Origin of the sequence: Micromonospora sp. CNB394, assembly GCF_000374985.1 — a bacterium.
In the GTDB taxonomy this organism is placed as follows: Bacteria; Actinomycetota; Actinomycetes; order Mycobacteriales; family Micromonosporaceae; genus Micromonospora; species Micromonospora marina.
The window spans coordinates 66051-91163 of sequence record NZ_KB895828.1 but is presented as its reverse complement, the minus strand read 5'-3'; the positions used below and the strand labels follow the sequence as shown (position 1 = coordinate 91163).

Genomic DNA, 25113 nt, shown 5'->3' with positions numbered 1-25113 from the left:
TTTCGCCGCAGTGAAGCACAGGTCAACGCTGTCGCACCGGGGGCGACCTGGGCAGGGCCGGAGGTCCTTGAGCTTGGTCACAGCGGTCGCCCGGAACCCGTCCTGCGGGCCCGGATCGATCGTGGTGAGATAGGGGATGGGTGACGGTCGATGCAAGCGGTGGCGCTGCGTGACATGGCGTTCACCGGAAGTCGGCCATCATGCCACAGCCCATGTCGTGAGGTGCGCCATACCCCCCGGCACTCGTCGCCAGGTGGCGCCCCCTAGCATCGGCCCATGACGCCCGGAGAGGGGAGTCCGTTGGTGACTGCTGAGCATGCGCACGAGGAGGGGGACGACGCCGGAGCGGCGCCGTCCGCAGGGGTCCTCGACGAGATCCTGGCCGGCGTGCGGGAGGACGTCGCCCGGCGCCAGGAGCAGGTTCCGCTGGAGCGGATCCGGGAACTGGCCGCTGCCGCGCCGCCACCGCTCGACGCGTACGCGGCCCTGCGCCGCCCCGGCGTCGCGGTGATCGCCGAGGTGAAGCGCTCGTCGCCGTCCAGGGGACGGCTGGCCGAGATCGCCGACCCGGCCGACCTGGCCGGGGACTACGCGGCAGGTGGCGCGCGGGCGATCAGCGTGCTGACCGAGGGCCGCTGGTTCGGCGGGTCGCTCGACGACCTCGCCGCGGTGCGGGCCGCGGTGAACGTGCCGGTGCTGCGCAAGGACTTCGTGGTCTCCAGCTACCAGGTGCACGAGGCCCGCGCGCACGGCGCCGACCTGGTGCTGCTGATCGTGGCCGCGCTGGAGCAGAACGCGCTGGTCGGGCTGCTGGAGCGGATCGAGTCCCTCGGCATGACCGCGCTGGTCGAGGTGCACACCGAGGAGGAGGCGGACCGCGCCCTGGAGGCCGGTGCGCAGGTGATCGGTGTGAACGCCCGCGACCTGCGTACCCTGGAGGTCGACCGTTCGGTGTTCGAGCGGATCGCGCCGGGCCTGCCGAGCAGCGTCGTCAAGATCGCCGAGTCCGGGGTGCGCGGTCCGCACGACCTGATCCGGTACGCCTCCGCCGGCGCCGACGCCGTGCTGGTGGGCGAGGGCCTGGTCACCCAGAAGAGCCCGCGCGAAGCGGTCGCCGAGCTGGTCAACGCCGGTAACCACCCGGCCACGCCCCGCCCGGTGCGCTGAGCCGCCGGGCACCCGATCCGAGAGGACGCCCGCGATGAGCGCCGCACCCGCAACCGGCCAGGTTCCCGACGCCGCCGGTCACTTCGGCCGGTTCGGCGGCCGGTTCGTCCCCGAGGCGCTCGTCGCCGCGCTCGACGAGCTGGACGCGGCGTACCGGAAGGCGATGGGCGACGAGGACTTCCTCGCCGAGTTCGACGCGCTGCTGCGCGACTACGCCGGTACGCCCTCGCTGCTCTACGAGGCCCGGCGGTTCTCCGCGCGGGTCGGCGCGCGGATCCTGCTCAAGCGGGAGGACCTCAACCACACCGGCGCGCACAAGGTCCGCAACGTGCTGGGCCAGGCGCTGCTCACCAAGCGGATGGGCAAGCGGCGGGTCATCGCGGAGACCGGCGCCGGTCAGCACGGCGTCGCCACCGCCACCGCCGCCGCCCTGTTCGACCTGGAATGCGTCGTCTACATGGGCCAGGTGGACACCGAGCGGCAGGCGCTGAACGTGGCCCGGATGCGGATGCTCGGCGCCACAGTCGTCCCGGTGACAACCGGCTCGCGCACGCTCAAGGACGCGATGAACGAGGCGATGCGGGACTGGGTCGCCAACGTCGAGGACACCCACTATCTGATCGGCACCGCCGCCGGACCGCACCCGTTCCCGGAGATGGTCCGCGACTTCGTGCGCGGCATCGGCGAGGAGGCGCGCCGGCAGTGCCTGGAGCTGACCGGCGCGCTGCCGGACGCGGTGGCGGCCTGCGTCGGCGGCGGCTCCAACGCGCTGGGCATCTTCCACGCGTTCGTGCCCGACGCCGGGGTCCGTCTCTACGGCTTCGAGGCCGGCGGTGAGGGTGTCGGCACCGGCCGGCACGCCGCCAGCATCACCGGCGGCTCGTCCGGTGTGCTGCACGGCACCCGCACGTACGTCCTCCAGGACGCCGACGGGCAGACCATCGAGTCGCACTCGATCTCGGCCGGCCTGGACTACCCGGGCGTCGGCCCGGAGCACGCCTGGCTGCACGACACCGGCCGGGCCACCTACCTGCCGGTGGACGACGCCGACGCGATGGCCGCGTTCGAGTTGCTCTGTCGCGCCGAGGGCGTGATCCCGGCGATCGAGAGCGCACACGCGCTCGCCGGCGCCCGTGCGATCGCCCCCCGGCTCGCCGAGGAGCTGGGCCGGGAACCGGTGATCGTGGTCAACCTGTCCGGCCGGGGCGACAAGGACGTGCACACCGCCGGCGCGTACTTCGGCATCCTCGACAAGGAGTGACAGCGTGAGCCGCATCGGGGTCGCCTTCGACAAGGCGCGGGCGGACGGGCGGGCGGTGCTGGTCGGCTGCATGCCGGCGGGCTTCCCGACCGTCGAGGGCAGCATCGCCGCCATGAAGGCCATGGTCGAGGCGGGCGTGGACGTCATCGAGGTGGAGATCCCGTACTCCGACCCGGTGATGGACGGCCCGGTGATCCAGAAGGCGAGCGACATCGCGCTCGCCGGCGGCGTCCGCGTCGCCGACGCGCTGCGCGTCGTCGAGGCGGTCGCCGCGACCGGTGCGAGCGTGGTCACCATGACCTACTGGAACCCCATCGAGCAGTACGGCGTGGACGCGTTCGCCCGCGACATGGCCGCCGCCGGTGGCACCGGCCTGATCACGCCCGACCTGATCCCGGACGAGGCCGCCGAGTGGCTGGCCGCCTCCGACGCGCACGGCCTGGACCGCACGTTCCTGGTTTCGCCGTCCTCGACCGACGCGCGGCTGCGGATGACTGTCGAGCACTGCCGCGGCTTCGTCTACGCCACCGCGATCATGGGGGTCACCGGCGCCCGCGCGCAGACCTCCGAGGCGGCACCGGTCCTGGTCTCCCGGCTGCGCGAGGTCACCGACATCCCGGTCGGCGTGGGGCTGGGCGTGGGCACCGGCGCGCAGGCCGCCACCGTCGCCGGGTACGCGGACGCGGTGATCGTGGGCAGCGCGCTGGTCCGTTGCGTGCTGGACGCTCCGGACCAGGCGGCCGGCCTGACCGCGCTGCGCAAGCTCAGCGCCGAGTTGGCCGACGGCGTCCGCAACCCCGCCCGCTGACGGTCGGTTCGCCGAGGCTGCGCTGACCGGCCCCGGCCGCACCGGGGCCAGCTGCTTGATCGACTCCATTCCGCCGACCTGGCGTGGTCATGGACGCCAGGACCGCCACTTCGCCGAACTGGTGCCGATCATGCGCGAGCGGGTGGTCAGCGGCTACTGCTGTCGGCCTGCTCGGATGCGCGCTGGCCGGGCGGGGCGGGCCGCCCGTCGCCGGGCGGTCCGTCGCCGGGTGGCGTGAACGCGTCGGCGGCGGTGGTGCGGCGCAGCACGCCGGAGCGCCCGGCGAGCGCGTCCGCGACCGCCGCGCGCGTCGTGGGGGTGAGCGCGCCGGGCAGCCCGTCCGCGGGCCACCACTCCGCCAGACAGCCGGCCACCGGCTCACCCGGCGGATCGGCGCCGGCCGGCGCGGCGCGGAACACGTGCACCAGCACGTCCGGCCGCCCGCCGCACCGCCCGGCCGGCGGCGCGGGCGCCTGCGGATCGGTGACCCGGTAGAGGCCCACCAGGTCGGCCGGCGTCACCGCCCAGCCGGTCTCCGCGCGGACCGCCCGGACGACGGCGTCCGCCGGGCTCTCGTCGTGGCGCAGCCGCCCGCCCGGCAACCCCCAGCGGCGGGCCCCCGCGGACCGGCGGCACAGCAGCAGCCGGCCGGACCCGTCGGTGACGACAGCGGCGACAGCCCAGGTGAGCGGGCTCATGGACAAAGAGCCTACGACCGTGCAAACCAGAAGTCATCCCACCCGCGCGGCAGGCGGCCCGGGGTGCCGCACACACGGTCCGCACCGGTACCGTGTGCACCCGTGACCCTCGCCCCGATGACCCCACTGGCGGCCATGCCCAGCCCCAGCACCGCTGTCTGGCAGCTCGGTCCGGTTCCGATCCGGGCGTACGCGCTCTGCATCATCCTCGGCATCGTGGTGGCCTGCGTGGTCACCGAGTACCGGCTGCGCCGGCGCGGTGTGGCGCCGGGCGCGGTGCTGGACATCGCCGTCTGGGCCGTGCCCGCGGGCATCGTCGGCGCGCGGATCTACCACGTGATCACCTCGCCGGAGAAATACTTCGGCGCCGGTGGTGAGCCGATCAAGGCGCTCTACATCTGGGAGGGCGGCCTCGGCATCTGGGGTGCGGTGGCCGGTGGCGCGGTCGGCGCGTGGCTTGCCGCGCGGCAGCTCGGCATCCCGTTCGCCGTCGTCGCCGACGCGCTGGCGCCGGGGCTGCCCCTGGCGCAGGCCGTCGGCCGCCTGGGCAACTGGTTCAACAACGAGCTGTACGGCGGGCGGACCACGCTGCCGTGGGGCCTGGAGGTGCACGTCATGGACCCGGACAACCCGGGTCACGCGCTGCGCGACGACGCCGGCAACCCGGTGCTCCAGCCCGGGCTCTACCACCCGACGTTCCTCTACGAGGCGCTCTGGAACGTGGGTGTCGCCGCGCTGGTGCTGTTCCTCGACCGCAGGCTGCGGCTCGGCCGCGGCCGGGCGTTCGCGCTCTACGTGATGGGCTACACGGCGGGCCGGTTCTGGATCGAGCTGATGCGCACCGACGAGGCGAACCTGATCCTCGGCGTACGCCTCAACGTCTGGACGGCCGCGCTGGTTTTCCTCGGCGCGCTCGCCTACTTCGTCCGGGTCCGCGGACCCCGCGAATACCTGGTGCCGGTGGGCGAGCCGGCCCCCGCGGCGGCCCCGGCGGGCGACGTGTCCCAGGTCGACCTCTCCGCCCGGGAGGTCACCGCCCGGCCGGCCGCGCCCGAGGGCTACCGGGTGGTGAGCGAGGAGCAGTTCGACGCGTACCGGACGACCGGTGTGCTGCCCCCGGCCGACGACGAACCGGCGCGGGCCGAGTCCGCCGCCGACGGCGACGCGACGGGCGGCGCGGACGGCGGCGACAGCGCGAACGCCGACCGGGCGGACGGCGACGACACCGATCCGGAGCGGGCGGACGCGGAGCGCACGAACGCCGGCCGGGCCGACGGCGGCGGGCGCCCGGCGGACCGGGACAGCTGAGCGGGGGAGTCATGCGCAGCGCGGTGGTGGTCGGCGCCGGCCTCGGCGGAATGGCGGCGGCCGGTGTGCTGGCCCGGTCGGGCTGGCAGGTCACGCTGCTGGAACGCGCCGACCGGGTCCGCCCGGAGCCGACCGCCGTGGTGCTCTGGCCCAACGGGGTACGCGCGCTGCGCGCTCTCGGACTGGGCGACGGGCTGGACGCGATCGCCACCCCGCTGCCCGACGGCGGCGTGCGCCGCCCGGACGGCCACTGGCTGGTGCAGGCCCGGTCCATGCCGGCCGAGCGGATGCCGGTGGTGGTGCACCGGGAGGACCTGCACGACGCGCTCATCGCCGGCCTGGGCGACCGGGTCGAACTGCGGACCGGCGTGACGGTGCGGACCGTACGCGCGGTGTCGGGTGAGCGCCCGGCGGTGGGCGACGGCCGGCACACCTACGAGGCGGACCTGGTGGTGGCCGCCGACGGCACGGACAGCGAGGTCCGCCGGCAGCTCGCCCCGGAGACCGCAGTGGTCAGTTCCGGGTGCGCCGCCTGGCGGGCGGTCATCCCCTGGTACCGGGCCCCGCAACTGCCCGACGACCAGCCGGTGCACGGCGAGACGCTCGGTGCCGGGTACCGCTTCCTGGCCGCCTCGCTCGGCGAGCGGGGCACGGCGGGCGCGTCCCGCCGGGGCGGCGTCTACTGGGTCGCCACGGCCGCCGGCGCGCCCCGCCCGGAACCGCCGGAGATCCAGCTCGCGCTGCTCAAACGCTGGTTCGCGGGCTGGCCCGCCCCGATCGGCACACTGCTGGAGGCGACCGACCCGGAGGACGTGGTGCAGCAGGAGATCCGCGAGCTGCGCCCGCTGCCCAAGGCGTACGGCTTCCCGGCCGGCCCGGGCGGTGTGGTGCTGCTCGGCGACGCCGCGCACGCCATGCCGCCGCACCTCGGGCAGGGCGCCTGCCTGGCGTTCGAGGACGCGGCGACGCTGGCCGGGCTGCTGCGGGAGTCGCGGCTGCCGGACGCGGTGGCCGGGTACGACAGGTTGCGCCGCCCCCGCGCGGCCACGATGGTCCGGCAGACCCGGCGGATGTCGGCGGTCCTCCAGGCCCGGGGCCGGCTGGCGCTGCGCGCCCGGGACGCCGCGCTGGGCACGATCAGCCCGCGGCTGCGCAACACCGCCGCCGCGGCGGCCGCCGCCTGGCAGCCGCCGTCCTGACCGTGCCGCCGCGAGCCGGCCTCTCGGCGGCCCGGCCCCGGTGGTGCGGGCTCGGGGACCACGCGGGCCGGGCGGGTGCTCAGATGACGGCGGTGGGCTCGGCGATGCAGGCGGTGCCCACCCGGCGGAACCCGACTCGCAGGTAGACGCGGGCGATGTCCTCGCTGCCGGCGCTCAGGAAGATCAGGTCGGTACCGGCGGCGCGCAGCTCCCGGGCGAGGGTGGCGGTCACCGCCGCGCCGAGCCCGCGCTGCCGGGCGGAGGGCAGCGTGGCCACGCCGGCGATCTCCGCCACGTCGTCCACCCGCATCGCCATCCCGCTGGCGAGCGCGCCCTCGTCGGGCGTCTCGGCGAGCACCGAGATGCGCCGCCCGTCGGCGACCCGGGTCGCCTCCTCCTCCAGCGCGGCCACGTCCAGCTGGGCGAGGGCGGCGTCCCGCTCGGCCGGTCCGGCTTCGCCGCGCGCGGTGCCGCCGTTGGCGAAGCCGACCGCCGCGACGGCCCGCCGCAGCGCGATGTCCGCCGCGAAGCCGGGGCCGGCGGGGTCCAGCACCCGCACCGGTACGGCGCTGAAAATCCCCGGCTCGGGCAGCCGCTCCGGCTCCAGCAGCATCAGCGGCGCCTCCAGCACGCTGAGTCCGGCCGAGCGGGCCACCGCCAGCAGGTCGGGCTGGTGCTCGTGCACCCACTCGAACGTTTCCGGCAGGCCCAGCTCCCGTTGCCGTTCGCGGACCGCCGTCACGTCGGCCAGCGTGGGCGCCTCGGTGGCGTCGAGCCGGGGCCGGGCGTAGAACGGCCAGCCCGCCCCGTCCCGGACGAACAGCACCAGGGCGCCGTAATCCTCGGTCCGGGCCCCGTCGCGGGGCACCGCGTCGTAGAACCGCTCCAACCGGTCGAGTGTGTCAGCACGTGCGAGATCCACCGCGCGAGACTACACGTCCCAGCATCTGGAAGTGTGATCAATCTGAACTGGCCTTGCGCCGGAAGCCCTAACGTAGACTCAATAAACCGCAGAGGGCCGACGTCGTCCCCATCATGATCGAACCTGAGTGACGACAGGAGGCCCGGTGGCCTTTCCGTACCCTCACAGCCCGCAGCCGGCCCCACAGACGACCGGGCTCTACGACCCCGCGTACGAGCACGACGCCTGCGGCGTGGCCTTCGTGGCCGACCTGCACGGACGGCGCTCGCACCAGGTCGTCGCGAACGGCCTCGGGGCGCTGTGCCGGCTGGACCACCGGGGCGCCCGGGGCGCGGAGCACAACACCGGGGACGGCGCCGGGATCATGATCCAGGTGCCGGACGCGTTCCTGCGCGCCACCGTCGACTTCCCGCTGCCCCCGGCCGGCCAGTACGCCACCGGCCTGGTGTTCCTGCCTGACGACGACGCGGCCGAGGCCCGCGCCCGCCAGGTGATCGACAAGTACGCGCTGGTCGAGGGCGCCGACGTGCTCGGCTGGCGGGAGGTGCCGACCGACCCGTCCGGCCTGGGCGAGACCGCGCTCGCGGCGATGCCCCGGGTCCGGCAGCTGTTCGTGGCCGCGAACCGGCTGACCGGCTCGCCGGACGGCCCGGCCGGCTCCCCGCTGACCGGGCTCGACCTGGACCGGGTGGCGTTCTGCCTGCGCAAGCAGGTCGAGCGGGAGACCGCCGAGCGGGGCGTGCCGGCGTACTTCCCGTCGCTGTCCGGCCGCACCATGGTGTGGAAGGGCATGCTCACCCCGGACCAGCTCCCGGCGTTCTACCCGGAGCTGACCGACGAGCGGGTGGTCAGCGCCATCGCGCTGGTGCACTCGCGCTTCTCCACGAACACGTTCCCGTCCTGGCCGCTGGCGCACCCGTACCGGTTCATCGCGCACAACGGCGAGATCAACACGATCCGCGGCAACCGGAACTGGATGCAGGCCCGCGAGGCCCTGCTCCGGAGTCCGAGCATCCCCGGCAACATCCGCCGGGTCTTCCCGGTCTGCACGCCCGCCGCGTCCGACTCGGCCAACTTCGACGCGGTGCTCGAACTGCTGCACCTGGCCGGGCGGAGCCTGCCGCACGCGGTGCTCATGATGATCCCCGAGGCGTGGGAGAACGACCCGGACATGCGCGCCGACAAGCGCGCGTTCTACCGATTCCACGCCAGCCTGATGGAGCCGTGGGACGGCCCGGCGTCGGTCGCGTTCACCGACGGCGAGGTCGTCGGCGCGGTGCTGGACCGCAACGGCCTGCGCCCGGGTCGCTGGTGGCACACCACCGACGGCCTGGTGGTGCTCGGCAGCGAGGCGGGCGTGCTCGACCTGGACCCGGCCACGGTGGTCGCCAAGGGCCGCCTCCAGCCGGGCAAGATGTTCCTCGTCGACACCGTCAACGGCCGGATCGTCTCCGACGAAGAGATCAAGACGGAGTTGGCGGCCGAGCAGCCGTACCAGGAGTGGCTGCACGCCGGCCTGATCGAACTGGACGACCTGCCGCCGCGCGAGCACATCGTTTACACCCACGACTCGGTACGCCGCCGCCAGCAGACGTTCGGCTACACCGAGGAGGAGCTGAAGATCCTGCTCGGCCCGATGGCCCGCAGCGGCGCCGAGCCGATCGGCTCGATGGGCACGGACACGCCGATCGCCCCGCTGTCCACCCGGCCGCGGCTGCTCTACGACTACTTCCATCAGCTCTTCGCGCAGGTCACCAACCCGCCGCTGGACGCCATCCGGGAGGAGCTGGTGACCAGCCTGGCGTCCACCATCGGGCCGGAGGGCAACCTGCTCGACCCGGGCCCGGCGAGCTGCCGGCAGATCGTGCTGCCGTACCCGGTGATCGACAACGACGAGCTGGCCAAGATCCTGTCCATCGACGAGGACGGCGACCTGCCCGGCTTCAAGGCGGTCCGGGTCTCCGGGCTCTACCGCCTGCGCGACGGCGGCGCCGGCATCAAGACGCGGCTGACCGAGATCTGCCGGCACGTCTCCGAGGCGATCGAGGACGGCGTCCGCATCCTGGTGCTCTCCGACCGGGACTCCAACGCCGACCTGGCGCCGATCCCGTCGCTGCTGCTCACCGCCGCGGTGCACCAGCACCTGGTTCGCGAGCAGACCCGTACCCAGGTGGCGCTGGTCGTCGAGTCCGGCGACTGCCGCGAGGTGCACCACGCGGCCGTGCTGATCGGGTACGGCGCGGCGGCGGTCAACCCGTACCTGGCCTTCGAGTCGGTGGAGGACATGATCTCCACCGGCGTACTGACCGGCGTGGACCGGGTGAAGGCCGTCCGCAACTACGTCAAGGCGCTCGGCAAGGGCGTCCTGAAGATCATGTCCAAGATGGGCATCTCGACCGTGTCGTCGTACTGCGGCGCGCAGGTCTTCGAGGCCGTCGGCCTGGACACCCGCCTGGTCGACAGATACTTCCGCGGCACGCCGAGCACCATCGGCGGCATCGGACTGAACGAGATCCACGCCGAGGTGGCGGCCCGGCACACGCGGGCCTGGCCGGCGCCGGGCGCGCAGGCCACGGACCGGCTGGAGGTCGGCGGCGAGTACCAGTGGCGCCGCGAGGGCGAGCTGCACCTGTTCAACCCGGAGACGGTCTTCCTGCTCCAGCACGCCACCCGCAGCCGCCAGTACGACGTGTTCCGGCAGTACACCGCCAAGGTCGACGAGCTGGCCGCGCAGGCCGGCTCGCTGCGCGGGCTGTTCACGCTGCGCACCGGTGCACGCCCGCCGGTGCCGCTGGACGAGGTCGAGCCGGCCACCGAGATCGTCAAGCGGTTCGCCACCGGCGCCATGTCGTACGGGTCGATCTCGGCGGAGGCGCACGAGACGCTCGCCGTCGCGATGAACCGGCTCGGCGGCAAGTCCAACACCGGCGAGGGCGGGGAGGACGTCGAGCGGCTGCACGACCCGGCGCGGCGCTCCGCGGTCAAGCAGATCGCCAGCGGCCGGTTCGGCGTTACCAGCGAATACCTCGTCAACGCCGACGACCTCCAGATCAAGATGGCGCAGGGCGCGAAGCCCGGCGAGGGTGGTCAGCTGCCGGGCAACAAGGTCTGGCCGTGGATCGCCCGGACCCGGCACGCCACCCCGGGTGTCGGCCTCATCTCCCCGCCGCCGCACCACGACATCTACTCCATCGAGGACCTGGCCCAGCTCGTCCACGACCTGAAGTGCGTCAACCCGGCCGCCCGGGTGCACGTCAAGCTGGTCAGCGAGGTGGGCGTGGGCACCGTCGCGGCGGGCGTGGCCAAGCTCAAGGCCGACGTCATCCTGATCTCCGGGCACGACGGCGGCACCGGCGCGTCCCCGCTCAACTCGCTCAAGCACGCCGGTACGCCGTGGGAGCTGGGCCTGGCCGAGGCGCAGCAGACGCTGCTGCTCAACAAGCTGCGCGACCGGGTGACGGTGCAGGTCGACGGCCAGCTCAAGACCGGCCGGGACGTGCTGGTCGCGGCGCTGCTCGGCGCCGAGGAGTTCGGCTTCGCCACCGCGCCGCTGATCGTCGAGGGCTGCGTGATGATGCGGGTGTGCCACCTGGACACCTGTCCGGTCGGCATCGCCACCCAGAACCCGGTGCTGCGCGAACGCTTCACCGGCCGCCCCGAGTTCGTGGAGAACTTCTTCCTCTTCCTCGCCGAGGAGGTCCGTGGTTACCTGGCCGAGCTGGGCTTCCGCAGCATCGACGAGGCGATCGGCCACACCGAGCTGCTCGACGTGGCCGGCGCGATCGACCACTGGAAGGGCCACGGGCTCGACCTGAGCCGCGTGCTGCACCTGCCGGAGCTGCCGGAGGGCGCGGCCCGCCGGGGCGTACGCGCCCAGGACCACGGCCTCGACGCGGCGCTTGACAACCGGCTCATCGAACTGGCCGGTCCGGCGCTGCGCGACCGTACCCCGGTCCGGGTCGAGGTCGAGGTCCGCAACGAGCACCGCAGCGTCGGCGCGATGCTCGGCGGCGAGGTGACCCGCCGCTTCGGCGGCGACGGCCTGCCCGACGACACCGTCGAATTCCTGCTGCACGGCACCGCCGGCCAGTCGTTCGGCGCGTTCCTGCCGCGCGGTGTCACGCTGCGCCTGTACGGCGACGCCAACGACTACGTCGGTAAGGGACTGTCCGGCGGCCGGATCGTGGTCCGGCCGGACGCCGCCGCGCCGTTCGTCGGCGTCGACGCCGAGCCGGGCCGCCGCGCCGAGGACCAGATCATCGCCGGGAACACCATCCTGTACGGCGCCACCGGCGGCGAGGTGTTCCTGCGCGGCCGGGTGGGCGAGCGGTTCGCGGTCCGCAACTCCGGCGCCGTGGCCGTGGTCGAGGGCCTCGGCGACCACGGGTGCGAGTACATGACCGGCGGCACCGTCGTGGTGCTCGGGCCGACCGGGCGCAACTTCGCCGCCGGCATGTCCGGTGGCACCGCGTTCGTGCACCGGCTCGACCAGCGGCTCGTCAACGCCGAGCTGGTCGACCTGTCGCCGCTGCGCGACGAGGAACGCGACCGGCTGCACGAGCTGGTCCAGCGGCACTTCGCCGAGACGGACTCGGCGGTCGCCGAGGACCTGCTCAAGCGCTGGCCGCAGGCGGTGGAGGAGTTCACCGCCGTGGTGCCCCGGGACTACCGCCGGGTCATGGAGATCATGCGGGCCGCCGAAGCCGCCGGCCGAGACGTCGACGACGCGGTGATGAGTGCACTGGCGGCGACAGCCGCCCCGGCGGCTCAGCCGGCCGCGTCCTTGCCACCCGCGCCCCGGGTGGTCGCCCAGGAGGTGGCTCGTGCCTGACCCGAACGGTTTCCTCCGCTACGACCGGCGGCTGCCGGCCCGCCGTCCGGTGCCGGTGCGCATCTCCGACTGGCGTGAGGTGTACCCGCCGGCCGGCGAGGAGCTGATCCGCGAGCAGGCCACCCGGTGCATGGACTGCGGCATCCCGTTCTGCCACAGCGACACCGCCGGGTGCCCTCTTGGAAATCGGATTCCGGACTGGAACGACCTGGTCCGCACCGGCAACTGGGACGCGGCGGTGGAGTCGCTGCACGCCACAAACAACTTCCCCGAGTTCACCGGCCGGCTCTGCCCGGCGCCGTGCGAGGCGGCCTGCGTGCTCGGCCTGGGCGGCCAGCAGCCGGTCACCATCAAGCAGGTCGAGGTGGAGATCGCCGACGCGGCGGTGGCCCGCGACGGCCTGCGACCCCGGCCCGCCTCCACGCCGACCGGCCGGTCGGTGGCGGTGGTCGGTTCCGGTCCGGCCGGGCTGGCGGCCGCGCAGCAGCTCGCCCGTGCCGGTCACACGGTCACCGTGTACGAGCGCGACGACGCGATCGGCGGCCTGCTCCGCTACGGCATCCCCGACTTCAAGCTGGAGAAGCAGCACATCGATAAGCGGCTGGCCCAGCTCACCGCCGAGGGCGTGCGCTTCCGGACCGGTGTGCACGTCGGCGTCGACGTGACCGCCGAGCAGATCCGCGCCGAGCACGACGCGGTGCTGCTGGCCTGCGGCGCGTTGCAGGGCCGGGACACCCCGGAGACGCCGGGCCGGGAACTGCGCGGCGTGCACCAGGCGATGTCGCACCTGGTCGCCGCGAACCGCGTGGTGGCCGCCGCCGGGGACGGGCGGCCCGCCCTCGCCGCGCTGCCCGACGGTACGCCGATCGACGCCGCCGGCAAGCACGTGGTGATCATCGGCGGTGGCGACACCGCCGCGGACTGCCTCGGTGTGGCGCACCGGCAGGGCGCGGCCGGCGTACACCAGCTCGACCTCTACCCGCAGCCGCCCACGGAGCGCGACGCGGCCCGCGACCCGTGGCCGACCTGGCCGTGGCTGCTGCGCAACTACCCGGCGCACGAGGAGGGCGGCGAGCGGGTCTTCGCGGTCGCCGTGCAGGAGTTCGTGGACGACGGCACCGGCCAGGTCCGCGCGGTCCGGATCGCCGAGGTGACAGTGAAGAAGGTGGACGGTCGCCGCATCGTCACGCCGCTGCCCGGCTCCGAGCGGGAGATCCCGGCCGACCTGGTGCTGCTCGCCATCGGCTTCGAGGGCACCGAGGAACAGCCGCTGCTGGCCCAGTTCGGGGTGACCCGCAACGGCCGGGGCGCGGTCGACGCCCGTGGGGACTGGCAGGCCGCCGACGGCGTCTTCGTCGCCGGTGACATGCACCGGGGCGCGTCGCTGATCGTGTGGGCGATCGCGGAGGGACGCGCCGCCGCGGCGGCGATCCACACGTACCTCGGTGGGGTGGGCGAGCTGCCCGCCCCGGTCGACCCGGCCCGCCAGCCACTCGCCGCGCGCTGAAGGAAGGGCCCCCTCTTAACGCCTCCGGTAGAGGAGGGGGCCCTTCTTAACATCGCCGTCCGCACGGCGGCGGCGGTCGCACGGCGGGACGCGCTGCGGCGTCACCGGCAACCGGGTCGACGCATGTGAACGAATCTTCCCCGGCTCGCCGAACTCACCTGTTCTATTTCGGTGAATGTTTCGATAGCATTACCGACCAGTAACAGCACCGATCCCTCGGCCACGCGCGCGGTCAACGGGCTCCACCACCCCTGCCCCGTGGAGGCTCTACCATGCCCCGTCGCGTCCGTACCGTGCTCGCCGCCGTCCTGGCGGCCGTCCTCGGCGCCGTGCTCCTGCCCGGCGTCGCCCGGGCGGCCACCGTCAACTACGTCGCCCTCGGCGACTCCTACTCCTCCGGTGTCGGCGCCGGCCCGTACGACCTGTCCACCTGTCTGCGCAGCCAGAAGTCGTACGCCCCGCTGTGGGCCGCAGCCCACTCGGTAACCAGCTTCAAGTTCCCGGCCTGCGGCGGCGCGGTCACCGCCGACGTGCTGAACAACCAGGTCGGCCAGCTCAGCAGCAGCACCACGCTCGTCACCATCACCATCGGCGGCAACGACGCCGGCTTCGCCGACGTGATGACCAGTTGCCGCTTCGGCAGCACGTCCAGCTGCGAGAGTGCGGTCAACGAGTCCAAGGCGTTCGCCACCACGACGCTGCCGGCCCGCCTCGACGCCACGTACACCGCGATCCGCAACCGGGCGCCGAATGCCCGGCTGGTGGTGCTCGGCTACCCGCGGCTGTTCGAGACCGGCTACTGCGGACTGTTCGCGATGAGCAGCTACAAGCGCACCATCCTCAACCAGGCCGCCGACACGCTCAACGGCGTCATCGCCGGCCGGGCCGGCGCGGCCGGCGGTACGTTCGTCGACGCGCGGACGGTCTTCACCGGCCACGGCGTGTGCGCCGCCGATCCGTGGATCCGTGACGTCAGCGGCGTCATCGAGGCGTACCACCCGAACGCCAGCGGCTACCGCTACGGCTACCTGGCCGCGCTGACCGCCGCGATCGGCTGATCCGTACGACGAGGAGGGCCCCGCTCGGCACCCGTCGAGCGGGGCCCTCCTGCGGTTGCATCGAGCGTCGACAATGGTGTGACACCCTGTGCCACCCGGAGGTGACGATGCGCGAACCGGTGACCCGGCCGCGGCCGGTCCGCGAGCAACTCCCGTCCGGCGGCCCGGAACTTCTCACCCTGCTGGCCCGGCTGCTGCGCCGCCCACGCCGCGGCGACCGCCGGCTGCCGCTGCTCTGGCTGGTCCGGCCCGCCGCCGACGGTGCGACAGCGGCCCTGCTGCGGCGGTTCGCGGCGCGCCGGGCCGGGCGGCGGGTGCCGCACGCAGTGCTGGACCTGGCCGACCGGCCCGCCGGCGACGACGTCGCGGCCGTCCTGCGCGAACTGCACCGGCAGCTCTCGGTGGAGGCGTTCGGCGCTCCCCGGCTGCGGTTCCGGCACTACCCGCTGGCCGACTGGCTGATGCACCAGACGCTCGCCGTGGACCTGGACGCCGCCGACAGCGGCCGGGCCGCGCTGGTGCGCCGCCTGCGGGACTGGCGGGGACGGCGGGCCGGTGACGACCCCCAGGTCGGCGGCGACTCCGGCCTCGGCACCGCGGTGCATCTGCTGCTCTGGCTGCTGTGGCGGGCCGTGCCCAGCGTGGTGTTCCGGATCGCCGTGTCCGGCCGGGTGCCGCTCGTGGGCCGGCAGTACCGCTGGTTCATGCGTCAGCAGTACCTGGCGCCCCGGCAGTCGGTGACGTTCCTCGGCTTCGCCGAGCGGCTCACCGCCGGGTGGCGCGACGGCGAACACCCGGCCCAGGTGGAGAAGCTGCTGCTGCACGCGTTCCTGGAGGACCTGCGCCTGGCGTACCGGCGGCGGTTCTGGCGGCCGGGAGACTGGCGCCGTACCGCCTATCCGATGCTGGTGCTCGACGGCGCCCGCCCGGACAACGTCGGGCACACGCTGGTCCGGCTCGTCGACGAGGTGCGCAACGAGACCGGCCGCAACGACCCGCTGCTCGTCGTCGCGGTCGCCGCCGACCCGCCGCCGGAACCGGCCGCGGCCCGGCCGCTCACCCAGGCCGAGGAGGTGTACGAGGAGTGGGCCGAGGCGCTGCCGGAGAACCGACGGCTGCGCCGCCCCGGCGCCTGGCTGATGCTGCTGGAGGCGGACGACCGGGACGTCGACGTCCCGGTGGGAGGCGTCCCGCCGGCCCTGGTCGCGCCCGACCCGCCCTGGTGGGCGCGGCGGTTCCTGCCCGCCGCGGTGGCTCTGGCGCTCGTCGCCGGGCTGGGCGTGTGGGCGCACGGACGGTGGGCGCCGGACTGCCGCCCCTGGCCCGCCGACCGGGTCTCCGTCCGGCTCGTGGGCGGGGAGTGCGTCGGCTACAGCGACACCGCCGGGCAGGTCTTCAACAGCGAGCCCGGGCAGGACCGGCTGCGCGCCGTACAGCGCCGCATCTTCGCCCAGAACCGGGCCGCCGAGGAGGTGTGGCGGCGCAGCGACCACCGCCGCCCCTACCTGACGCTTGTCTACCTGGGCAGCCTCACCGGTAACCGGACCCGGGCGGACGAGGAGTCCTACGTCTCCGAGCGGGAGGAACTGGAGGGCATGGCCACCGCCCAGTACGCCCTGCTGCAGGAGTCGGCGGCGGCGGACGACGCGGCGCTGCTGCACATCGTGGTGGCGAACGCCGGGCGGCAGATGCGGCACGCCGGCGACGCGGTACGGATGCTGGAGGGGCTGGCCCGCGACGACCCCACGGTGCTGGGCGTGGTCGGGCTGGTGGACAGCCGCACCAGTACGGCGGCGGCACTGCGCGAACTCAACCGGGTCGGCCTGCCGGTGCTCGCCCCCACGCTGTCGGCCGACCGGATGGACGCCAACTCCAGCCTCTACCTGGCCATGTCGGCGCCGAACCGGGACCAGGCCCGGATGGTCGAGGCGTATGCCCGGCAGGTGCTGCGGGTGGGGGAGGCGCACGTCTACTGGACCACCGGCGACCGCAGCTCGCTCACCGACGACCTCTACGTCGCCACCCTCGTCGACGGCCTGCGGGAACGCTTCGGTGACCGGATCACCCGGCTCGACGAGTGGCGCAGTGGACGGCGGCTCACCCAGGAGTGCGGCTACCCCGGGATGCTCTTCTTCGCCGGCCGCTGGTCGGAGTTCGACGGGTTCATGCGGGCGCTCAAGGAGTGCGGCGCGAACCCGCCCCGGCACCTGGTCGCCGACGACTCGGTGAACCGCTACATGGCCAACCCGGGGCTGCGCGCCAGCGCGCCGGGCAACCTGCCGGTCACGTACGTGTCGAAGGCAGCGCTGGCCACCTGCGCGGCGCTGCGGACCGCGCAGGCCGGGCGGGACGACGCCCGGGGCAGTTTCCTCACCTGGATCGGCGCGGACGGACTGCTCGACCCGCCCCGCTGCCGCGCCGGGACCGGCCCGCCGGTCGGCGAGCGGGTCAGCCTGGCCTACGACGCGACAATGATGACGGTACGCGCGCTGGAGAGCCTCGCCGCCCGGCTGCGTCACGCGGACACCGGCCGCCGCTGGGAGCCCCGCTCGGTGAATCCGGTCGGGGTGCACGCCGAGGTGCTGCGGCAGAACGCCGCCGGCGGTTACCCGGGGGTCAGCGGCCTGATCCGGTACGCCCCGGACTCCGGCGAACCGGTGGCGAAGCGGCTGGCGCTGCTCACCGTGGCGAAGGTGCCCGATGTGGACGCCGCCCCGGTCGAGGTGTTCCACTGCGGGGTGGCCGACGCAGGCCCCGACCCCGGCTGCCGCGCCGCCACACGCTGAGCAGGTCTTGGTACGTGGGCAGGCCAACGTGCTCTTCTTCGAGCGCAAGCGTGCCTGTGAGGAGTCGTACACCCAGAAGCTCTGGGTGTACGACTTCCGTACCAACCGGCACTTCACACTCAAGCAGAACCCACAGCGACGCCAGCACCTCCAGGACTTCGTCGACTGCTACCTGCCGGGCAAGGAGAGCGCCGAGCGGGTGGAGACCGAGTGCTTCCGCGCGTTCTCGTACGACGAGTTGATTGCCCGGGACAAGGTCAACCTCGACATCACCTGGCTCAAGGACGCCTCGCAGGAGGATGCCGACTCGCTACTGCCACCCGAGGTGATCGCCCAGGAGATCGTCGACGACCTGCAAGCAGCTCACGCGGAGTTCGCCGCCATCGCCGAAGCGCTCGGGTCGAGGTCGAAGGATCGAGCTGTGGAGGCGTAGCGCTTCGTGCTCAACGAAACGGCGACGTGCGTAACGGTGCCCAGCCGACGAAGCGGGCGAAGAGCGCTTGCGGGCTCGGCGCCTCGTGCGGATTGAGGCGATGCAGCTCCTGGGCCGCGTCGTAGAGCTGTCCGCACAGGTAGACCGACAGGGCGAGGCGATCAGCCGCGTACTCGGTCAGCAGCGCCAGCCGAGCCTCCGCGCACGGCCACGGGTGGGCGCAGCGCTTGCAGATCCAGAGCGGGCGGATCGGCAGATGCGGACGGGTGTCGGTGTTCATGCCGGCACCCGTGGCCGGGCGGCGATCCGAACACGGTGCCCAATGGCCGCCCCCTGCCCGGCACCGGCATTAAGCCAGCGCAGCCCGGCGAGCCGCACGAACAGCTCTCGCTTGGCGACCGCGACGCCCTTGCCGTTCAACTCGTACGCCTCGATCCACGCCCAACCGTCGTACGGGTGGCGCTCGGCGATCTCCCGAATGACGCGCACCGTGATTGGGCGGCAGAACTGCACGCTCGCCGCGCGGCCGAGGCGCAGGAGGTCGCCCGCCTTGATCAGTCGAGTGTGCGTCGGCGTGGTCGGCGGTGCGCCGGCACGCCTCGCCTTCGGCCTGTCGTCGGGCATGGGTTCCCCCTTGGGATATCGGCGGCATCAACCTGTGCCTCACCTTGCCGACGGCTACGGGACCAATACACAGCGTTGTCGTATGGTGTCGGGGTGTCCTGGACGTCCATGAGGGAGGAAGGATGAACCACGCGCTCCAGGTGGCGATGGCCGAAGCCGGTGAGACAGCGGAGAGCCTTGCAGCTCAGACCGGCGTGGATCCGAAGACGGCGGCCCGCTGGGTCTCTCCGGGACGTACTCCGCAGCCGCGGCGACGTGCCCAGGTGGCGGCGCTCCTCGGCCGGGACGTCGGGGATCTTTGGCCGGACGTCCTCAAGCGCCGTGAACCGCCGTGGCTGCGTGAGTGGGTCGACTGGGAACGGGACGCCGTGTCGATCCGCTGGTTCGAGCACACATGGGTGCCCGGGTTATTGCAGACCGAGGCATATGCACGTGCGACGCTGGCCGGCGAGGCGCTGACCGCAGCGGAGATCGATGAGCTGGTCGCCTCGCGGCTCGAACGACAGGCGATCCTCCGTCGGGACCGGCCGCCCCTGGTTGTCGCGGTCATCTTCGAGGGCGTGCTGCATCAGTCGGCCTACGGCGACCGGGAGCTGATGCGGGAGCAGCTTGAGCACCTGGTCCGTTGCGCAGCCCTGCCCGGTGTGCAGATACACGTCGTGCCGAGGGACATCGGCATGTACCCAGGGCTCGGTGGTGGCTTCATCCTCGCCGAACTGCCCACCGGTGAGCATGTCGCGCACGTCGACAGCCAGGCGTCCGCGCAGCTCCTTAATGAGGCTGCGGCCGTTGCTACGCTCAGCCGTAGGTGGGAGCGCATCAGGGGCGAGGCCCTCTCCCGAACCCAGTCACTAGACCTGATCAGGGAAGCGGCAGGATCATGGACATGACCGCTGCGCGATGGCGCAAGAGCACGAAGAGCGGCAACAACGGCGGCTCTTGTGTGGAGGTCGCCGACAACCTCGCGAGCGTCGTGCTGGTCCGAGACACCAAGGACCGTGCCGGTGGAATGCTGGCCTTCGAACCAGTCGCCTGGCAGCGCTTCGTCGACCTGGCCAAGGAGATCGGCGTACGCGAAGGCCAGTGACAGCAGATCGGACGGCCGGCGGTTCCCGCCCGGGAACCGCCGGCCGCCCCCTCAGCGGTGTGCGTTGCTCGGCCGCCCCCACGGGCCGGTGATCGCGAACACGTACCCCGGCGACTGGATGTTGGCGAACAGCGTCTTCCCGTCCGCGCTGAACGTCGGCCCGGTGAACTCGCTGTCGTTGAGTTCGTTGCGCGCCAGCGGGTACGCCTTGCCCTGCTCGGTGACCCCGACCAGGTGCGACACGCCCTCGCCGTCCTCGGCCAGGATCACCCCGCCGTACGGCGAGACGGTGATGTTGTCCGGCCCGTCGTAGTTGCCGTCGTCGGCCTCCGGGTCGGTGTTCACCCCGAAGATGGTCTTCAGCGTCACCGTCTGCCGGCGCGGGTCGTAGAACCACACCTGGCCGTCGTGCTCGTTTGTGCTGCCGTCGTCGAGCCGGGCGTAGCTGGCCACGAAGTAGGCGCCGCCGTCACCCCACCAGGCGCCCTCCAGCTTGCGGCTGCGGGTCACCTCGTCATCGGTGAACTGCTTGCGCACGGACACGGTCCGGGCGTCGCGGTCGGGCACCTCGACCCACTCCACCCGGTAGCGGGTACCGGGCGTGGTGGCCTCCGACAGGTCGGCCACGTGGCCGTCGCCGCGCAGGCAGCGCATCGCGGCGAGGCTGCCGGCGGTCGCGCCGTCGGGCCGCTGGGCGAGCGCCCGCAGCGCGCCCTTGCCGGCCCGGAAGCCGGGCGGTGGCGTCCACCGGAAGTACAGGCCGTTGGGCCCGCTCGCGTCCTCGGTCAGGTAGATCGAGTGGGTGTACGGGTCGACCGCCACCGCCTCGTGCGAGTACCGCCCGAGGAACGTCAGCGGCACCGGATCGGTGTTGGCGGACCGGTCGTGCGGGTCGACCTCGAAGACGTACCCGTGGTCCTTCAGGAACCGCCCACCGGCCCGCTGCTCGGTCTCCTCGCAGGTCAGCCACGTGCCCCACGGGGTGATGCCACCGGCGCAGTTGTTGTGCGTGCCGGCCACGCTGACGTACTCGCGCAGCCGCCGCCCGTGCTTGTCCACCTCGATGGTGGTGGTGCCGCCGCGGGCGCCCGGGTCGTAGGTGAGGCCTGACAGCGCCGGCACCGGGTAGGGCTCCTCGCCGCCGATCTCGTGGTTGTTCACCAGCACCGAGCCGTGCGGACCGCGGAAGCAGCCGGTGCCGTCCGCGTCGCTCGGGGTGGGCTGCCCGGACTCCAGCAGCGTCGCGCCCGCCTGTGCGACGACCGTGTACGAGAAGCCCGGCGGCAGCGCCAGCAGACCGGCCGGATCCGGCACCAGGTCGCCGTAGCCGACTGCGGGGCGGCACGCGGGCCGGGCCGCGGCCGGGCCGGCGATGGCCTCCAGGCTGCCGGCCACCACGATGCCGAGTCCGCCGGCCACGCCGCCGCGCAGCAGGGACCGCCGGGGAAGAGGTGAGGTGGTCACGTCGTCGCCTTCCTGTGCACACATTGCCTGGGGGAAGGCAAGCCGGGCCGGGGGAACGGCGGGCGGCGCGCCCGCCCGCCGGCGCGTGAACAGCTGACGAATCCCCGGTGCGGAGCGCCCCGTGCCGGTGCGGCGCGCGTCCGTTAGGGTTCCCTTTCGATCGCAGACGTCGGAGGGCGGACGGTGGGCAGACTCGCGACGGCGTACCGGCAGGCGGTCGATCGGCATCGACGGGCGGTGCGGCACTGGGAGGCGGCCCGGCGGCTGCTGGGCGCCGCCGGTCCGGCGCCGGTGGGCAGCCCCGAACTGGTCGCGCGGCTGGCCCGCCTCGGCGGTGAGCTGGCCGCCGCGGTGCCCGGCACCGCCCGCGTCGCCACCCACCCCGTTCCGGTACGCCTCGGCGCGGCGACCACAGTCGACGGCGCGTTCCCGGTGCTCGTGCCGGTGGGTGCGGGCGCGCACCTGGCGGTCGACGCGGACGCCCGTGACCCGCGCGTCGGCGAGTTGCTGCGCGCGGTGGTGGTACGGCTGCTGACCGCCGCGCCGGCCGGCGCGATCCGGGTGGCCGGGATCGACCAGGCCGCCTTCGGCGCGGTGTTCCTGCCGCTGCGCCCGCTGCAGGACGCCGGGGTGCTCGCCCCGGCGGCGACCACCGAGGCGGAGACGACGGCCCTGCTCGACGCGGCCGAGCGGCACGCGCGCACCGCCCAGCGGTCCGCGCCGGAGGACCGCGAGCTGCTGGTGGTGGTCGCCGCGTCCGCGCCGCCGCCCCGGGAACTGGCCCGTCTGGCCGCGCTCACCCACGCCGGCCCGGCCGCTGCCGTCTGCGTGCTGCTGGCCGGCCATCCACCGGCCGGGCCGGGCGCCGCGCCGCCGCTGGGCGCCACCACCCAGCTCCGGGTCACCGAGCGCTACACCCTCGTCGGCGACCCGCCCGGGCGTCCGTTCAGCACCGACGGCAGCGGGTTGGCCGCGCCCGTGGTGCTCGACGGCGACCCGTCGCACGCCTCTGTCACCGCGCTGGCCCGCCGGTACGCCGAGGCCGCCGTCCAGGACGGCGTCACGTTCGCCGACCTGCTCCCGGCGCAGCGCTGGGCCGGGTCCGCCGCCTCCGGGCTGCGTACCGTCCTCGGCCGGGCCGGACGCCGTCCGCTGAGCGTGGCGTTCGACGACGTGACCCCGCACTGGCTGATCGGCGGGCGTACCGGCGCCGGCAAGACGGTCCTGCTGCTCGACGTGCTCTACGGCCTGGCCGCCCGCTACTCCCCGGCCGAGCTGCGGCTGATGCTGCTCGACTTCAAGGAGGGCGTCAGCTTCACCGAGTTCGTGCCCACCGGCCGCGACCCGTCCTGGCTGCCGCACGCCGACGCGGTGGGCATCGAGTCCGACCGCGAGTACGGCGTGGCGGTCCTGCGCGAGCTGCGCGCCGAACTGGGCCGCCGCGCCGACCTGCTGAAGCGGCACGGGGTCAGCCGCCTGGCGGACCTGCCGCCCGACGCCCGGCCACCCCGGATCGTCACAGTGGTCGACGAGTTCCACGTGCTGTTCGCCGGCAACGACGCGCTCGCCCGGCAGGCGGTCGACCTGATCGAGGAGCTGGCCCGCAAGGGCCGCTCGTACGGCCTGCACCTGGTGCTGGCGAGCCAGAGCACCACCGGCATCGAGGCGCTCTACGGCCGGGCCGAGGCCATCTTCGGGCAGTTCCCGCTGCGTATCGCGCTGCCCGGCGGCGACGCCGTGCTGGACCCGCGCAACGACGCCGCACGCGGGCTCACCGTCGGCGCCGCCGTGGTGAACACCGGCGCGGGCGTGCCCGGCTCCGACGTCGAGGTGCGGTTCCCCGACGCGCACGCCGCCTCGGTCGACCTCGCCGCACTGCGCCACGAACTGCACGCGGCCCGCCCGGCCGGGTCGCGCCCGCCGGCCGTCTTCCGGGGACACGAGACGCCGCTGCTCACCGACGATCCCGCCTGGACGGCGCTGACGCCCGGCGCCGACCCGCCGTACGCGCTCGTCGGCCGCGTGGTCGACGTCCCCGGCAGCCCGGCCGGGTTCGGGCTCGACGCGAGCCCGGGCCGGCACCTGGCAGTGGTCGGCACCGCCCCGGCCGGCGCGGACGTGCTCCGGTCGGCCACCCTGGCCCTGGCCCGCCAGCACGCCCCCGGCACCGCCCGGTTCCTGTTCGCGCCACTGGCGCCGGGCACCACCGACGCCGCCGACGACCTGGCCATGACGCTCGCCGCCGCCGGGCACCCGGTCCGGCGCCTCGACGCCGGCGCGCTGCGCGCCCAGCTCGCCGACGCCGCGACCGGCGACGCCCCGGCGACCGGGCGCACCTACCTGGTGGTGTTCGGGATGGACGCCGCCGCCACCACGCTCGCCGCCTCCGATCCGGCGACGTTCCGATCCGGGTACGACGACCTGCGCGCCGTGCTGCGCCACGGCCCGGCGCGCGGCGTGCACGTGCTCGGCTGGTGGCGCGGGCTGCGCCGGCTCGCCGACGACCTCGGCGGCAGCGGGCACCGCGACGACGTGACCGGTCTGGTCGCGCTCAACGTCCCCGCCGCCGACCTGGGCCTGCACCTCGGCGTGCACGACCTCGCGTACGTCCCGCGCGACGGCCGTGCTCTGCTCGTCGACCGGCACGAGCACCGCACCGCGCTGATCGTGCCGTTCGCCGGGGGTGATGGCTCCCCGTGAGCGCGAGGAGTGAGCCGGGTTTGCGAGCCCCGCAGTCGCTGACGAAAGACAACACATGAGCGGATTCGACGAGTACGCGGCGCTGCTGCGGGAGCTGTCGACGCGGCAGCGGGGCGGGGAGCGGGAGATCGCCGCCGAGGCGGAGCGCCGCCGTGGCCTGCAGAGCGCCGTCGACTCGCTCGGGCAGCGGCTCGCCGCCCAGGGGCAGCACCTGGACCGGCTCGGGCAGGCGATCGGCGTGCCGATGACGTCGGTCCCGGCGGAGGCGCCGGCACCGGCGATGGCGGCCGGCGGGGGAGCGCCCGGTCCCGCACCCGGACCGGGGGACGGGGGGACCGGCGGCGCAGCCGCCGCGCCGGGGCGGCCGGAGGTCGGGGCGTACCCCTCGGGGGTTGTTCCGGCGCCGCGGGCCGGTGACCCGGCGGCGGAGCTGGCGGCGGCCGGCCGGCTCGCCGAGGAGGCCGACGGGTACGGGCAGCAGGCCGACGCGCTGGCCCGCACGCCGGTGTTGCTGCCCACCTGGTCGGCGCCGGCCCGCGCGGTGGCGGTGTACGGGGGCTGCGCGCTCGCCGGTTCGCTGCTGATGCTGATCGCGATCGTGGGCTCGTCGATGCCGGTGTCCGGGCTGGACCTGGTGGCGGCGCTGTCCTGCGCGGGTGTGCCGCTGCTGTCCTTCGTGGCCGGTCAGGTCGTGCTCGCCCGCTGGGGCCGCCCGGCGCTGGAGGGTGACGCACCGCTGCCCGGGCGGTACGTTCCGCTCGGTTTCGTGATCTGCGCGCTGGTCTCCCCGTCCTTCTTCTGCCTCTACCTCCTCCTGTTCCGCCTCCTCCGCTGACCCCTGCCCCTTTCCTCCGTCGATGATGGAGTTGCGGCCCCGACGGTGCGGCACACGTGGCTTGTGGGCGGGCGGAAAGTGCAAGATCGCGAAGGTGGTGGGGTGGGGTGGGACGGTAGGGTGCGGGGACGGGTGGAGCTGGGGGAGGGCGTGTGAGCGCGGCGGAGATCATCGCCAGGCTGGCGGCGGCGGCACGGAAGCTGGACGAGGCCAAGGCGCGCACCGCCGCTGCCGCGCAGGACGCGGCTGAGGCGCGGGCGCTGGTGGCGGGTGCGCTGGAGGGAGCCACGGCGGGCCCGCTGATCGGGGTCATCGACTCCTACCGGCAGGCGCTGGCGCAGGCCGCGCAGGGCGGGGAGCCGGCCCGGCAGCACGTGCAGGAGACCATCGCGAAGGTTCAGGCGCTGGGCAACTGAGCCCGGTCC

Annotated in this window: 20 protein-coding genes; 15 read left to right on the top strand and 5 right to left on the bottom strand. The window is 74.0% G+C overall.

Features of this window, described 5'->3' with window-relative positions; all coding sequences use genetic code 11:
- Positions 1-303 precede the first annotated feature (303 nt).
- The 3 genes from trpC to trpA are packed head-to-tail and all read left to right on the top strand — an operon-like array spanning position 304 to position 3236.
- Entirely contained in the window at positions 304-1167 is an 864-nt protein-coding gene (gene trpC / locus C569_RS0107675) for an indole-3-glycerol phosphate synthase TrpC (protein ID WP_018785210.1), read from the top strand.
- A gap of 34 nt (positions 1168-1201) precedes the next feature.
- Positions 1202-2428, top strand: a complete 1227-nt coding sequence (gene trpB / locus C569_RS0107670; RefSeq protein WP_018785209.1) for a tryptophan synthase subunit beta — start codon at positions 1202-1204, stop codon at positions 2426-2428.
- 4 nt (positions 2429-2432) lie between these two features.
- On the top strand, positions 2433-3236 hold the full coding sequence (gene trpA / locus C569_RS0107665; RefSeq protein ID WP_018785208.1) for a tryptophan synthase subunit alpha: 804 nt from the start codon (positions 2433-2435) through the stop codon (positions 3234-3236).
- A gap of 146 nt (positions 3237-3382) precedes the next feature.
- Here trpA and C569_RS0107660 read toward each other — a convergent pair whose 3' ends face one another.
- Positions 3383-3934: an NUDIX hydrolase gene (locus C569_RS0107660; protein WP_018785207.1), complete on the bottom strand. Its 552-nt coding sequence runs from the start codon at positions 3932-3934 to the stop codon at positions 3383-3385.
- Between the two features lie 102 nt (positions 3935-4036).
- Between C569_RS0107660 and lgt the strand changes: the two genes are divergently transcribed.
- The gene (gene lgt / locus C569_RS0107655) at positions 4037-5242 is read left to right on the top strand and encodes a prolipoprotein diacylglyceryl transferase (protein ID WP_026267831.1); all 1206 of its coding nucleotides are present in this window, start codon (positions 4037-4039) and stop codon (positions 5240-5242) included.
- Positions 5243-5253: 11 nt separating this feature from the next.
- On the top strand, positions 5254-6441 hold the full coding sequence (locus tag C569_RS0107650) for an NAD(P)/FAD-dependent oxidoreductase (RefSeq protein ID WP_018785205.1): 1188 nt from the start codon (positions 5254-5256) through the stop codon (positions 6439-6441).
- A 79-nt stretch (positions 6442-6520) separates the two neighbouring features.
- On the opposite strand, the gene C569_RS0107645 is transcribed toward C569_RS0107650, so the two are convergent.
- Positions 6521-7363 (bottom strand): GNAT family N-acetyltransferase, encoded by an 843-nt coding sequence (locus C569_RS0107645; protein WP_018785204.1) that lies wholly within the window; start codon positions 7361-7363, stop codon positions 6521-6523.
- Between the two features lie 145 nt (positions 7364-7508).
- On the opposite strand from C569_RS0107645, the gene gltB reads away from it, so the two are divergent.
- From gltB to C569_RS0107620, 5 genes are all read left to right on the top strand, one after another.
- Complete coding sequence (gene gltB / locus C569_RS0107640; protein ID WP_018785203.1) at positions 7509-12194, top strand: glutamate synthase large subunit; 4686 nt, start codon at positions 7509-7511, stop codon at positions 12192-12194.
- A complete protein-coding gene (locus C569_RS0107635; protein ID WP_018785202.1) occupies positions 12187-13701 on the top strand; it encodes a glutamate synthase subunit beta in 1515 nt (504 codons plus the stop codon). The genes gltB and C569_RS0107635 overlap by 8 nt, the downstream gene beginning before the upstream one ends.
- Positions 13702-13973: 272 nt before the next feature.
- Complete coding sequence (locus C569_RS0107630; protein ID WP_026267830.1) at positions 13974-14759, top strand: SGNH/GDSL hydrolase family protein; 786 nt, start codon at positions 13974-13976, stop codon at positions 14757-14759.
- 107 nt (positions 14760-14866) lie between these two features.
- A complete protein-coding gene (locus tag C569_RS0107625) occupies positions 14867-17545 on the top strand; it encodes a hypothetical protein (RefSeq protein WP_018785200.1) in 2679 nt (892 codons plus the stop codon).
- 7 nt (positions 17546-17552) lie between these two features.
- Positions 17553-17978 carry a hypothetical protein gene (locus C569_RS0107620; RefSeq protein ID WP_196806693.1) on the top strand — a complete coding sequence of 142 codons (426 nt, stop codon included), beginning with the start codon at positions 17553-17555 and terminating at the stop codon, positions 17976-17978.
- A 10-nt stretch (positions 17979-17988) separates the two neighbouring features.
- Here the strand turns inward: C569_RS0107620 and C569_RS0107615 are convergent, their stop codons facing one another.
- Both C569_RS0107615 and C569_RS34135 read right to left on the bottom strand, forming a co-directional pair.
- Entirely contained in the window at positions 17989-18258 is a 270-nt protein-coding gene (locus C569_RS0107615; RefSeq protein WP_018785198.1) for a hypothetical protein, read from the bottom strand.
- Positions 18255-18602, bottom strand: coding sequence for a hypothetical protein (locus C569_RS34135; protein ID WP_018785197.1), 348 nt, complete (start codon positions 18600-18602; stop codon positions 18255-18257). The genes C569_RS0107615 and C569_RS34135 overlap by 4 nt, the downstream gene beginning before the upstream one ends.
- A 122-nt stretch (positions 18603-18724) precedes the next feature.
- Here C569_RS34135 and C569_RS0107605 point away from each other — a divergent pair, with 122 nt between their 5' ends.
- Both C569_RS0107605 and C569_RS0107600 read left to right on the top strand, forming a co-directional pair.
- A complete protein-coding gene (locus C569_RS0107605; RefSeq protein WP_018785196.1) occupies positions 18725-19492 on the top strand; it encodes a DUF5753 domain-containing protein in 768 nt (255 codons plus the stop codon).
- Entirely contained in the window at positions 19489-19689 is a 201-nt protein-coding gene (locus C569_RS0107600; RefSeq protein ID WP_026267828.1) for a DUF397 domain-containing protein, read from the top strand. The genes C569_RS0107605 and C569_RS0107600 overlap by 4 nt, the downstream gene beginning before the upstream one ends.
- A 51-nt stretch (positions 19690-19740) precedes the next feature.
- On the opposite strand, the gene C569_RS0107595 is transcribed toward C569_RS0107600, so the two are convergent.
- Positions 19741-21153, bottom strand: coding sequence for an alkaline phosphatase PhoX (locus tag C569_RS0107595; RefSeq protein ID WP_018785194.1), 1413 nt, complete (start codon positions 21151-21153; stop codon positions 19741-19743).
- A 183-nt stretch (positions 21154-21336) separates the two neighbouring features.
- Between C569_RS0107595 and C569_RS0107590 the strand changes: the two genes are divergently transcribed.
- The 3 genes from C569_RS0107590 (at position 21337) to C569_RS0107580 (ending at position 25104) form a co-directional block, all read left to right on the top strand.
- The gene (locus C569_RS0107590; protein WP_018785193.1) at positions 21337-23853 is read left to right on the top strand and encodes an FtsK/SpoIIIE domain-containing protein; all 2517 of its coding nucleotides are present in this window, start codon (positions 21337-21339) and stop codon (positions 23851-23853) included.
- A 55-nt stretch (positions 23854-23908) separates the two neighbouring features.
- Positions 23909-24688: a hypothetical protein gene (locus C569_RS0107585; RefSeq protein ID WP_018785192.1), complete on the top strand. Its 780-nt coding sequence runs from the start codon at positions 23909-23911 to the stop codon at positions 24686-24688.
- Between the two features lie 152 nt (positions 24689-24840).
- Positions 24841-25104: a DUF6244 family protein gene (locus C569_RS0107580; RefSeq protein ID WP_018785191.1), complete on the top strand. Its 264-nt coding sequence runs from the start codon at positions 24841-24843 to the stop codon at positions 25102-25104.
- Positions 25105-25113: the final 9 nt, after the last annotated feature.

What these genes read in the sequence shown, in the direction of transcription:
- trpB (WP_018785209.1), top strand. Translation starts at nt 1,202, where the DNA reads ATGAGCGCCGCACCCGCAACCGGCCAGGTTCCCGACGCCGCCGGTCAC.
- C569_RS0107660 (WP_018785207.1), bottom strand. Translation starts at nt 3,934, where the DNA reads ATGAGCCCGCTCACCTGGGCTGTCGCCGCTGTCGTCACCGACGGGTCC.
- C569_RS0107650 (WP_018785205.1), top strand. Translation starts at nt 5,254, where the DNA reads ATGCGCAGCGCGGTGGTGGTCGGCGCCGGCCTCGGCGGAATGGCGGCG.
- C569_RS0107630 (WP_026267830.1), top strand. Translation starts at nt 13,974, where the DNA reads ATGCCCCGTCGCGTCCGTACCGTGCTCGCCGCCGTCCTGGCGGCCGTC.
- C569_RS0107625 (WP_018785200.1), top strand. Translation starts at nt 14,867, where the DNA reads ATGCGCGAACCGGTGACCCGGCCGCGGCCGGTCCGCGAGCAACTCCCG.
- C569_RS0107615 (WP_018785198.1), bottom strand. Translation starts at nt 18,258, where the DNA reads ATGAACACCGACACCCGTCCGCATCTGCCGATCCGCCCGCTCTGGATC.
- C569_RS34135 (WP_018785197.1), bottom strand. Translation starts at nt 18,602, where the DNA reads ATGCCCGACGACAGGCCGAAGGCGAGGCGTGCCGGCGCACCGCCGACC.
- C569_RS0107605 (WP_018785196.1), top strand. Translation starts at nt 18,725, where the DNA reads ATGAACCACGCGCTCCAGGTGGCGATGGCCGAAGCCGGTGAGACAGCG.
- C569_RS0107600 (WP_026267828.1), top strand. Translation starts at nt 19,489, where the DNA reads ATGACCGCTGCGCGATGGCGCAAGAGCACGAAGAGCGGCAACAACGGC.
- C569_RS0107585 (WP_018785192.1), top strand. Translation starts at nt 23,909, where the DNA reads ATGAGCGGATTCGACGAGTACGCGGCGCTGCTGCGGGAGCTGTCGACG.